The organism is Mycobacterium sp. ACS4054 (genome assembly GCF_001667275.1).
GTDB lineage: Bacteria > Actinomycetota > Actinomycetes > Mycobacteriales > Mycobacteriaceae > Mycobacterium.
Genome location: NZ_LZHV01000046.1, coordinates 1 through 11,183, shown reverse-complemented (window position 1 = coordinate 11,183; position 11,183 = coordinate 1). Strand labels below are relative to the sequence as shown.

The following is an 11,183-nucleotide window of genomic DNA, read 5'->3' as shown; positions in this document are numbered from 1 at the left end:
GCTCGGGAGCGGGCGGTGGTATGGCATACGGTCCGCCCGCGCACACCGGGTCAGCGGGCATCCGGACGCAGGCGGGGTCGGCGGGACCGGTGGGCGCGGCGTAGGGGCCGCCCCGGCACTGCTCCCACCCGGGCATCGCCGCGCAGCGGGGATCCCACGGGTTGGTCGGAAGGCCCGGATCGGGATCGTCCAGCGGGGCGGGCCGGCCCACCGGGCCGGGGGTCGCGCCGGCCGGGACGGGCGCGCCCGCCGCGGCCAGTCCGATGAGCGCCGCGGCCACGGCCGTCCTCGTCAGGGCGTTGCGGACCATTGATCCTCCTATTGCGATGTGGCGCTCATCGCCGGTAATGATCGCATGCGGCCGCCAAAACGGGGCTGAAACCGGAGGTGGGCTACCGCGCCGCCATGAAATCGATTTGCATGCAACCGAATCCGTATTCCGGTCGTGAGACTCCCGTCGGCGAGGGACGAGTCGTAGAGTAAGCGGCGATCGTGTCGCATCTACTCCGGCCGCGAGGGCTCATGACCGAACGCATCGAGGTTCAGCGCACCATTGCCGCGCCCGCGCCCGAGATCTTCGCCGTGCTGTGCGACCCGCAAGGCCACGTGGCCATCGACTCGTCCGGGATGCTGCAGGACGCCGAGGGCGATCCGGTGAGCGGTGTCGGCGACCGCTTCGTCGTGCACATGGACCGCGAGGCGTTGAACGACTTTCCGCAATTGGGCAGGTACGACGTCACGGTCGACATCAGGCAATTCGAGCGGGATCGCCTGATCGCATGGACGGTGCTGGGCCAGATTCGCCCGCCGATCGGTCATGTCTACGGCTATCGGCTCGAGCCGACCGAGGACAACTCGGCCACCGTGGTCACCTCGTTTTACGACTGGTCGAACATCGACCCGCATTGGCGGGAAGCCGGAATTTTCCCGATTCTCTCCGAGGGAGCATTGCGGGCGACCTTGGGCATTCTGGATCGCACGGTTCGGCGAGGTTATCCGGCCGGCTAAGCCCGCGGGCCGCACGATGCCGCTGGTAGATCCGATATTGGCGCGTGCGCCGATAATGCTGCGCGGTTTTGCCGCGCATTCGGTGGGGTATCACCTCAGGGCCCCTCACGAAAGGACGCTGACATGTTGCATTCGGTGATATTGGCGAGTTCGGACCCCGTCGCGGCGGGTTTTATCCTGCGCGGCATCAAGGGAATCTTCGTCGCCATCGGCAGCGTGATCGCCGCAATTGTCTGCGCGCTAATCGCGATGATGAAGGGCCGCAACCCGCTGGGCTGGGGAATTCTCGGGCTGTTTTTCTCGATCCTCACGCTGATCGTCGTGATCATCATTCCGAGCAAGAAAAGCTAAACGCCGCTTCGACCGCTCCCCGGATTCGGGAGCCGGATCGCGGTATATTCCCACGCATGCGCTTCATCTACGTTGCCGCGGCAGTCGGCATGGCCATCGCTGTGCCGTTGGGGGCAACGCCGGTTCACGCCGATACCGGCGTCAACGGCTACGTTCAGTGCCTGGGGGGCGACGCGAAGCCCCCGCCGCCCGGAGTGAGCGCCGAAGACTGGTTTCCCAGCGTCCACGTGATAAAGACCGACTTCGATGGCGCGGTGCCTTCGGCCCAGATCGTTCAGCGACTGGTGGAGATGGGAGTCAAGCCGGAGGACGCCGCCACCCAGGTGCGGTGCTTCCTGGCCAACCAACCACACTAGTGCGACCGAAATGTCTTGTGCGCCATGCCGATTAGCGATTGAGTAACGAGGTCACTTCGGCCACAACATCTTCCGCGGCCACCGGGACCTGATCGCCCGTCGTCAAATCCTTCACCCCAACGGTCTGAGACTCGATGTCCCGGTCGCCGAGCACCAGCGCGATGCGCGCACCGGAACGGTCGGCCGCGCGCATCGCGCCCTTGAGGCCCCGGTCGCCGTAGGCCATGTCGACGCGCAGGCCGCAAGCCCGCAGCTGCGCGGCCAGCACCGCCAACTTGACCTTGGCCTGCTCGCTCAGCGGCACGCCGAACACATCGCAGCGGGTGGTCTCCCCCACGCTCTTGCCCTCGGCGCGCAGCGCCAGCAGGGTGCGGTCCACGCCGAGCCCGAACCCGATGCCGGACAGGTCCTGTCCGCCGAGCTCGCGCATCAGCCCGTCGTAGCGGCCGCCGCCGCCGATGCCGGACTGCGCGCCCAGGCCGTCGTGCACGAACTCGAAGGTGGTCTTCGTGTAGTAGTCCAGCCCGCGCACCATGCGCGGGTTGATGACGTAGGGCACCCCGAGCGCATCCAAATGGGCCAGCACGGTGTCGAAGTGCTGCTTGGCGACGTCGGACAGGTGGTCCAGCAACACCGGCGCGTCGGCCGTCATCGCCCGCACCTCGGGCCGCTTGTCGTCGAGCACCCGCAGCGGGTTGATCTCGGCGCGCCTGCGCGTCTCGTCGTCCAGGTCGAGCCCAAACAGGAAGTCCTGCAACAGCTCCCGGTACTGCGGGCGGCAGCTGTCGTCGCCCAGCGAGGTGATCTCCAAACGGAACCCGTCCAGCCCCAGCGAGCGGAAGCCGGCGTCGGCGACGGCGATCACCTCGGCGTCCAGCGCCGGATCGTCGACACCGATCGCCTCCACCCCCACCTGCTGCAGCTGCCGATAGCGGCCGGCCTGCGGGCGCTCGTACCGGAAAAACGGCCCGGCGTAACAGAGTTTGACCGGCAGCGCGCCGCGGTCCAGGCCGTGCTCGATCACCGCGCGCACCACCCCGGCGGTGCCCTCGGGCCGCAAGGTGACCGAGCGGTCGCCGCGGTCGGCGAAGGTGTACATCTCCTTGGACACCACGTCGGTCGATTCGCCCACGCCGCGCGCGAACAGGGCGGTGTCTTCGAAGATGGGCAACTCGATGTTGCCGTAGCCGGCCCGGCGGGCGGCGCCGAGCAACCCGTCCCGGACGGCGACGAACTGCGCCGAGTCCGGCGGAACGTAGTCGGGCACCCCCTTGGGCGCCGAGAACTCGGTCACGGGCTCAGGCCCTCGAGGAACGGGTTGAAACGCCGCTCGGCGCCGATGGTGGTGGCGTTGCCGTGGCCCGGCAGGACCACGGTCTCGTCGTCGAGCACCAGGAGCTTGTTCACGATCGAGGTCAGCAGGTCTCGCCCGCTGCCGCCGTGCAGGTCGGTGCGGCCCACCGAGCGTTCGAACAGCGTGTCGCCGGTGAAAACCACGTCCTGGTCGCCCGATGCCCGAAACACCACCGAGCCGCGGGTATGCCCCGGGGTGTGATCGACGTTGATGGTCACGCTGCCCAGGTCAAGCTTGTCGCCGTCGCGGTCCAGCTCGACGACCTGCTTGGGCTCGCGGAAGAAGGCGCCCGCCACCAGCTGCGCCACCCGCGGGCCCAGGCCGTAGATCGGGTCTTTCAGCATGAATCGGTCCTCGGGGTGGATGTAGGTCGGGCAGCCGTAGGTGTCGGAGACCTTCTGCGCGGACCACATGTGGTCGACGTGCCCGTGGGTGAGCAACACCGCGGCCGGGGTCAGCCGATTCTCGTCGAGGATGCGCCGCAGCTGGCCCATCACCCGCTGTCCCGGATCCACGATGACGGCGTCCGTTCCCGGCCGCTCGGCCAGCACGTAGCAGTTGCACTGCAACATGCCCGCGGGAAATCCGGTGATCAACACGGTTCCCAGTTTCCCACGGGCCCCACTTGACACCAGTCGCGGCGCCCACATTAGCCTGGGCTGGCCACCGACGCCTTTTGCGGGCCCCCGACCTACCGACCATGGAGGCATAAGGCCGTGCCGACCAACGAACAGCGACGCGCCAACGCCAAACGCAAGCTCGAGCGGCAGCTGGAGCGCCGCGCGAAGCAAGCCAAGAGGCGCCGGATCGCGTTGATCGCGGCCGGCTCGATCGTGGCCGTGGCCGTGGTCGTCGCGGTGGTGCTCACCGTCATCAACACCAAACACGAACACAAGAGCAACACCGCGGCGAGCACCACCTCGCCCGCCGCGAGCAGCTCCCCGGAGTCCACCACCCCCGCCGGGCCGACGCCGCCCGTTCCGCCGCTGCCGCCGTTCAAGGCGGCGGCCGATCTGGGCGCGAACTGCCAGTACCCGGCGTCGCCGGAACCGGCCGCCAAGCAGGTCAAGCCGCCGCGCACCGGCAAGGTGCCGACGGACGAGAAAACGGTAAGCATCAGCATGATGACCGATCAGGGGCCCGTAGGACTGCTGCTGGCCAACAACGAATCCCCTTGCACCGTCAACAGTTTCGTCAGTTTGGCCACGCAGAAATTTTTCGACAACACCAAGTGCCCCCGCCTGACCACCTCGTCTGACCTCGGCGTATTGCAGTGCGGCTCCGGGACGGACAACACCGCGGGCGGCCCCGGCTACCAGTTTGCCAACGAGTACCCGACCGACCAGTACCCGCCAAATGACCCCAAAGCGCAACAGCCTGTCATCTATCCGCGAGGTACCGTCGCGATGGCCAATGCCGGACCTGGCACCAACGGCAGCCAGTTTTTCTTGGTTTATAAGGACTCCCAACTCGCGCCCCAGTACACGGTCTTCGGGAAGATTCAGGACGACGGCCTGGCCACACTAGACAAAATCGCAAAAGCCGGCGTCGCGGGCGGCGGCGAGGACGGGCCGCCGGCCACAGCTGTCACCATCAAGTCGGTCATACCTGACTGAGTCTGCTGGGCGCTTTCCGATCCGATTTTCGCGCCGATCCGTCACGTTCAGCCGTTTCGGCAGCATAGGGTCAGTCGAGATTGCGCAAGGAGGCAGACGTTGAGGGGGCTTGAGTGGCAGCGACGTCCTTCGGCCGCTACCAACTTCTGGATCTGCTGGGCCGCGGCGGAATGGGCGAGGTCTATCGTGCCCATGACACGTCGACCCAGCGCATCGTGGCCATCAAACTTCTTCCCCCACATCTGGCCTCAGACCCTGAATTTCAGCGGCGATTTCGCCGCGAAGCGCGCGTAGCGGCAAGCCTCAACGACCCGCACGTCGTGCCCATCCACGGCTACGGCGAGATTGAAGGCCGGCTATACGTCGACATGCGCTTGGTGGAGGGTCGTGATCTTCACACGCTGATCAATGAAGAAGGCGGGCGACTCAGCGCGGAGCGTACCGTCGCGATCATCACGCAAGTCGCAGCGGCGCTGGACAGCGCGCATCGTGCAGAATTGGTGCACCGCGATGTCAAACCCTCGAACATTTTGGTGACAGAGGGCGACTTCGCCTACCTCATTGACTTCGGCATCGCCCGAGGGGCGACTGATACGGCTATGACCAGCACCGGGCACATGGTTGGCACGCTCGCCTATATGGCACCCGAACGGTTCAGCGGAACAACTGACGCCCGTTCCGACATCTACGCACTAGCCTGCGTGCTACACGAGTGCCTGACGGGACGACGTCCTTATGGCGGCGATAGCCTCGAACAACAGCTCGCCGGCCACTTGAGCGCTCCCCCACCGAAACCATCAAAAGCCCACGCAGACATACCGGCGGGCTTCGACTCAGTTATTGCCCGGGGTTTGGCGAAGGATCCCAACGAGCGTTATCAAACCGGAGCCGAACTAGCCGCCGCAGCCCGGTCGGCCCTGACAAGTGCCCGCGAAGGATCGGAATCCAGCTCGTCATCGGAAGCCCCCACTCAAGCCGGGCGCGCTCCTGACATGCCAACGCTCAAGGGAGCAGCAGCACAGAGTTCGACGAAGAGTTCACGTCGCCCCAAGACCGAAGCGCCGTCCCAGAGCCAGCAACGGCGCGCGGCGGCCAAACTCAAACTCGAAGAAGAGTTGCGCCGTCGCGCCGAACGATCCCGGCGACGGCGAGTCTCGCTGCTGATATTCGGCGGTTTAGGTGCGGCGGTTGTCGCGATACTCGCCGTAGTGCTCGTCGTGACCGCCTCCGAGTCACCGCAAGGCGGCACTACGGCGACATCGCCGACCACATCATCCGTCGTAGTGTCTACGGAGACCACTAGTACTACGGCTCCGCAGTTAGACGCCATTCCGCCTTTGCCGGTGTTCAAACCGTCGGCTGCCTTGGGCGCCGATTGCCAGTACCCGGCGTCCCCGGAACCCGCCGCCAAGCAGGTGAAGCCGCCGCGCACCGGCAAGGTGCCGACGGATCCGGCGACGGTGAGCGCCAGCATGGTGACCAACCAGGGCCGCATCGGCCTGATGCTCGCGAACAACGAATCGCCTTGCACGGTAAACAGTTTCGCGAGCCTGATCGGTCAGAAGTACTTCGACAACACCAAGTGCCACCGGCTGACCACTTCGCCGGACCTGGGCGTCCTGCAATGCGGCGATCCCAAGGGTGACGGCACGGGCGGTCCCGGGTACCAGTTCGGCAACGAGTATCCGACCGACCAGTACCCGCCGAACGACCCCAAGGCGCAGCAGCCCGTCCTCTACCCGCGCGGCACCCTGGCCATGGCCAACGCCGGTCCGGGCACCAACGGGAGCCAGTTCTTCATGGTGTACAAGGACTCCCAGCTGCCGCCCCAGTACACCGTTTTCGGCACCATCCAGCCCGACGGGCTGGCGACCCTGGACAAAATCGCCAAAGCCGGTGTCGCCGGCGGCGGCGAGGACGGCGCCCCGGCCGCCGAGGTCACCATCACGTCGCTGTTGCTCGACTAGGCAGAATCGCCAGACCCGCGGGCGATCCACCGCTTAAGGTCGTTGCGTGGGGTCAGAGTCTTTCGGGCAATACCAATTGCTGGACGTGTTGGGGCGCGGCGGCATGGGACAGGTCTACCGCGCCTACGACACCGCCACGGACCGGGTGGTCGCGCTGAAGGTGCTGCCGCCGAACATGGCCGAGGATCAGGAGTTTCAGCAACGATTCCGCCGAGAGGCGCGCATCGCGGCGAGCCTCAACGACCCGCACGTGGTGCCGATCCACGGTTACGGCGAGATCGACGGGCGCCTCTATGTCGACATGCGGCTGATCGAGGGCCGGGACTTGCTGGAATACATCGACGAAAACGGCGGGCGGCTGTCCCCCGAGCGCGCGGTCGCGGTGATCGAGCAGGTGGCCGCCGCGCTGGACAGCGCCCACCAGGTGGGGCTGATCCATCGCGACATCAAGCCGAAGAACATCCTGGTCACCAAGGCGCGCGACTTCGTCTACCTGATCGACTTCGGCATCGCGCGCACCATGGCCGACACGTCGCTCACGCAGACCGGGCACACGATGGGCACCGTCGCCTACATGGCACCCGAACGGTTCAGGGGCACAACGGATCACCGCGCCGACGTGTACTCGTTGGCCTGCGTGCTGCACGAGTGCCTGACCGGCAAGCGTCCCTATGCCGGCGACAGCCTCGAGGAACAACTCAACGCGCACCTGAACACCCCGCCGCCGCGGCCGTCGACCACGGCGTCCGGGGTGTCCCCCGCCCTCGACGCGGTGGTCACCCGCGGGATGGCCAAGGACGTCGAACACCGCTACCAGTCGGCGATGGAACTCGCCGAAGCCGCCAGGGCCGCGCTCGCCGAGCCGGCCGGCACCGCCCCTTGGAGCCCGCCGCCGGCGCCGCCGGCACCCCCGCCGCCCCCCACCGGGCCGGTCACGCAGGACTTCCCCCCAACCGGCGACACCCCGTATCGCCCACCCACACAATCGCGGCGCCTGCTGCTGGGCATCGTCGGCGCGTCCGCCGTGGCGCTGGTGGCGGTGGTCGCGTTGGTGATCGCGCTGGTGACCCAGAAGGACGACTCCGCCAGCGGCGCCGCGTCGAGCACCCCGACCCGCGCGCGGGTGCCGGGCAGGGCCGGGGCCGGGTCGAGTCCCGGGCCCACCGCGCAGGGTGCGGCGACGGCGCCGCCGCTGCCGGCCTTCGCGCCGCCGGCGGACCCGGGCGCCAATTGCCAATACCCGAGCGCGCCGGACACCATCGTCAAACCCGTCAGCCCGCCGCGGTCCGGCCGGATCTCCACCGATCCCCCGCAGATTCCGGCCACCATCTCGACCAACCTCGGCGACATCGGCATCCAGCTCGCCAACAACGAATCCCCTTGTGCGGTCAACAGTTTCGTCAGCCTGGCGAAGCAGCAATTCTTCGACAGCACCCAGTGCGCCCGGCTGATCAACTCGACCGACGGCGGATCGCTGCTGTGCGGCGGCCCCGACGCCGACGGCTCCGGCGGCCCCGGCTATCAGTTCGCGGACGAATATCCCCCCAACCAGTACCCGGCCGGGGACCCCGCGCTGAGGGCCACCGTGATCTATCCGCGGGGCACCGTGATCATGGCCACCGAGGGACCCAACACCAACGGCAGCCAATTCATCCTGGTGTTCCGGGATTCGGAAATGGAGCCGCAGAGCACGGTGTTCGGCACCATCACCGAGGCCGGCCTGGCGGTCCTGGACAAGATCGCCGGCGCCGGCATCGCCGGCAATCGGCAGAGCGGGCCGCCGACCAACCCGGTCACGATCAACTCGGTGCGCGTCGGCTAGAACGCGATCGCCGGGGACCCGATGGCGGCGACCCGCCGCGCCCGGCTTCGCCGCGCTTGCGATCGCCGCTAGGCCGCCGACGTCACCCGGTACACGTCGAAGACCCCTTCGACATTGCGCACGACGTTGAGCAGGTGCCCGAGGTGCTTGGGGTCGCCCATCTCGAAGGTGAACCGGCTGATCGCCACCCGGTCGCCGGACGTGGTGACCGACGCCGACAGGATGTTGACCTTCTCGTCGGCCAGCACCCGCGTGACGTCGGAGAGCAACCGGTGCCGGTCGAGCGCCTCCACCTGGATCGCCACCAGGAACACCGACGACGGCGACGGCGCCCAGTGCACCTCGATGATGCGCTCGGACTGCTGCTGCAGTGACGCCGCGTTGGTGCAGTCGGTGCGGTGCACGCTCACGCCCCCGCCTCGGGTGACGAACCCCATGATCTGGTCGCCCGGCACCGGGGTGCAGCACTTGGCCAGCTTGGACAGCACGCCCGGCGCACCGGGGACCGAGACCCCGACGTCGTCGCTGCTGCGCGGGCGCCGCAGCATGGTCGTAGGCGTGGACCGCTCGGCGAGATCCTCTTCGGCCTGGTCGATCCCGCCCAGTTCGGCGAGCAGCCGCTGCACGACGTGGCGCGCCGACACGTGGCCCTCGCCGATCGCCGTGTAGAGCGCGGACACGTCGGCGTAGTGCAGTTCGCGGGCCACCGCGGCCATGGATTCGCCATTGACCAAGCGCTGCAAGGGAAGTCCGCCGCGGCGCACCTCGCGGGCCATCGCGTCCTTGCCGGCCTCCAACGCCTCCTCACGCCGCTCCTTGGCGAACCACTGCCGGATCTTGGTCTTGGCGCGCGGCGACACCACGAACTGCTGCCAGTCCCGCGACGGCCCGGCGTTGGGCGCCTTCGACGTGAAAACCTCGACGACTTCGCCGTTTTCCAGCTTTCGTTCCAGCGCCACCAACCGCCCGTTGACCCGCGCGCCGATGCAGCGGTGGCCGACCTCGGTGTGGACCGCGTAGGCGAAGTCCACCGGCGTCGACCCGTTGGGCAGGGTGATCACATCGCCCTTGGGGGTGAACACGAAGATCTCTTGCACCGCAAGGTCGTAGCGCAACGACTCCAGGAACTCGCCCGGGTCCGCCGCCTCCCGCTGCCAGTCGAGCAGCTGCCGCATCCAGGCCATGTCGTCGATCTCGGCGGCGGCGTGCGGGTGCGGAAGACCGTTGCGGCCCTTGGCTTCCTTATACCGCCAGTGCGCGGCGATGCCGTATTCGGCGGTGCGGTGCATGTCGCGGGTGCGGATCTGCACCTCCAGCGGCTTGCCCTCCGGGCCGACGACGGTGGTGTGCAGCGACTGGTAGACGCCGTAGCGCGGCTGGGCGATGTAGTCCTTGAACCGCCCCGCCATCGGCTGCCACAGCGAATGCACCACGCCCACAGCGGCATAGCAGTCCCGAATCTCGTCGCACAGGATCCGGATGCCTACCAGGTCGTGGATGTCGTCGAAGTCGCGGCCCTTGACGATCATCTTCTGGTAGATCGACCAGTAGTGCTTGGGCCGGCCCTCGACGGTCGCCTTGATCTTCGACGCGTTCAGGGTGTTGATGATCTCGGCGCGGACCTTGGCCAGATAGGTGTCCCGCGACGGTGCGCGGCCGGCGACCAGCCGGACGATCTCGTCGTACTTCTTCGGGTGCAGGATCGCGAAGGACAGGTCCTCCAGCTCCCACTTGACGCTGGCCATTCCGAGGCGATGGGCAAGGGGCGCAATGACTTCCAGCGTCTCGCGGGCCTTGCGCGCCTGCTTCTCCGGCGGCAGGAAGCGCATGGTGCGCATGTTGTGCAGCCGGTCGGCGACCTTGATCACCAGCACCCTGGGGTCGCGGGCCATCGCGGTGATCATCTTGCGGATGGTCTCGCCCTCGGCGGCGGTGCCCAGCACCACCCGGTCCAGCTTGGTCACCCCGTCGACGAGGTGCGCCACCTCGTCGCCGAACTCCTCGGACATCTGCTCGAGCGTGTAGCCGGTGTCCTCGATGGTGTCGTGCAGCAGCGCGGCCACCAAAGTGGTGGTGTCCATGCCCAATTCGGCGAGGATGTTGGCCACGGCCAGCGGGTGGGTGATGTAGGGGTCGCCGGAGTGGCGCAGCTGGGTGGCGTGCCGCTCGTCGGCGACCTCGAAGGCGCGCTGCAGCAACGACACGTTCGCCTTGGGGTAGACCTCCCGGTGCACCGCCACCAGCGGCTCGAGCACGGGGTTGAGCGTGGTGCGCTGGGAGGTCATCCGGCGGGCCAGCCGTGCCCGGACCCGGCGCGACGCGCTGCTGGTGGTTTTCAGCGTCTCGGTCGGCGGCTCCGGCGGCTCGACGGCCTGCGCGGTGACCGGCTCCCCGACCAGCAAGGCCTCACCGACGTCCGTGGGCGCGTCAAGCGCCTGCGCCGCGCCTTTCTCGTCCGCCACGTTGGTCACCTCCGACTTCGAGGATATCGCCAAAGTCTCATCCCCCGGCCGCCTTGAGTGCGCGCTGAGGGCTTCGGGTGTGTGGCCAGGGCGACGAAATGGCCAGATCCGCGCCCTGGGGACACACTCGACGCCGCCAGTTCACCCTCAAGCGAGCGGCCTGCGCTAGATGTACTCGGTCGTGACGTTGGTAGCAGGCGTGTCGGCTTGATGTGAGGAGAACCCCCGGGTGGGGTGTGGCTTGTCG

General features: G+C 67.6%; 9 protein-coding genes and 2 pseudogenes. 7 read left to right on the top strand and 4 right to left on the bottom strand.

Going from position 1 to position 11,183, the window contains the following annotated elements; all coding sequences use genetic code 11:
- Window positions 1–310: pseudogene (locus A5730_RS24700) on the bottom strand (hypothetical protein); the annotation flags it as partial.
- 212 nt (window positions 311–522) lie between these two features.
- On the opposite strand from A5730_RS24700, the gene A5730_RS12235 reads away from it, so the two are divergent.
- The 3 genes from A5730_RS12235 (at window position 523) to A5730_RS12225 (ending at window position 1,715) form a co-directional block, all read left to right on the top strand.
- Window positions 523–1,008, top strand: a complete 486-nt coding sequence (locus A5730_RS12235) for a polyketide cyclase (protein ID WP_067900305.1) — start codon at window positions 523–525, stop codon at window positions 1,006–1,008.
- 123 nt (window positions 1,009–1,131) lie between these two features.
- Window positions 1,132–1,359 (top strand): hypothetical protein, encoded by a 228-nt coding sequence (locus A5730_RS12230; protein WP_055400916.1) that lies wholly within the window; start codon window positions 1,132–1,134, stop codon window positions 1,357–1,359.
- Window positions 1,360–1,415: 56 nt separating this feature from the next.
- Window positions 1,416–1,715 carry a hypothetical protein gene (locus A5730_RS12225; RefSeq protein ID WP_067900303.1) on the top strand — a complete coding sequence of 100 codons (300 nt, stop codon included), beginning with the start codon at window positions 1,416–1,418 and terminating at the stop codon, window positions 1,713–1,715.
- Window positions 1,716–1,746: 31 nt separating this feature from the next.
- Here the strand turns inward: A5730_RS12225 and hisS are convergent, their stop codons facing one another.
- The gene (gene hisS / locus A5730_RS12220) at window positions 1,747–3,009 is read right to left on the bottom strand and encodes a histidine--tRNA ligase (RefSeq protein WP_067900300.1); all 1,263 of its coding nucleotides are present in this window, start codon (window positions 3,007–3,009) and stop codon (window positions 1,747–1,749) included.
- Window positions 3,006–3,668, bottom strand: a complete 663-nt coding sequence (locus tag A5730_RS12215) for an MBL fold metallo-hydrolase (protein WP_067900296.1) — start codon at window positions 3,666–3,668, stop codon at window positions 3,006–3,008. The genes hisS and A5730_RS12215 overlap by 4 nt, the downstream gene beginning before the upstream one ends.
- 117 nt (window positions 3,669–3,785) lie before the next feature.
- Here A5730_RS12215 and A5730_RS12210 point away from each other — a divergent pair, with 117 nt between their 5' ends.
- The 4 genes and pseudogenes from A5730_RS12210 (at window position 3,786) to A5730_RS12200 (ending at window position 8,474) form a co-directional block, all read left to right on the top strand.
- A complete protein-coding gene (locus tag A5730_RS12210; RefSeq protein ID WP_067900293.1) occupies window positions 3,786–4,685 on the top strand; it encodes a peptidylprolyl isomerase in 900 nt (299 codons plus the stop codon).
- 170 nt (window positions 4,686–4,855) lie between these two features.
- A pseudogene (locus A5730_RS25170) lies at window positions 4,856–5,506 on the top strand (serine/threonine-protein kinase); the annotation flags it as partial.
- Between the two features lie 294 nt (window positions 5,507–5,800).
- Window positions 5,801–6,652, top strand: coding sequence for a peptidylprolyl isomerase (locus A5730_RS25165; protein ID WP_067900290.1), 852 nt, complete (start codon window positions 5,801–5,803; stop codon window positions 6,650–6,652).
- A gap of 46 nt (window positions 6,653–6,698) precedes the next feature.
- Window positions 6,699–8,474: a protein kinase gene (locus A5730_RS12200; RefSeq protein WP_067900287.1), complete on the top strand. Its 1,776-nt coding sequence runs from the start codon at window positions 6,699–6,701 to the stop codon at window positions 8,472–8,474.
- Between the two features lie 68 nt (window positions 8,475–8,542).
- Here the strand turns inward: A5730_RS12200 and A5730_RS12195 are convergent, their stop codons facing one another.
- Entirely contained in the window at window positions 8,543–10,936 is a 2,394-nt protein-coding gene (locus A5730_RS12195) for a bifunctional (p)ppGpp synthetase/guanosine-3',5'-bis(diphosphate) 3'-pyrophosphohydrolase (RefSeq protein WP_067900308.1), read from the bottom strand.
- Window positions 10,937–11,183: the final 247 nt, after the last annotated feature.

Bases quoted from the DNA above. Each gene is read 5' to 3' on its own strand.
- A5730_RS12235 (WP_067900305.1), top strand. From the start codon at position 523: ATGACCGAACGCATCGAGGTTCAGCGCACCATTGCCGCGCCCGCGCCC.
- A5730_RS12230 (WP_055400916.1), top strand. From the start codon at position 1,132: ATGTTGCATTCGGTGATATTGGCGAGTTCGGACCCCGTCGCGGCGGGT.
- A5730_RS12225 (WP_067900303.1), top strand. From the start codon at position 1,416: ATGCGCTTCATCTACGTTGCCGCGGCAGTCGGCATGGCCATCGCTGTG.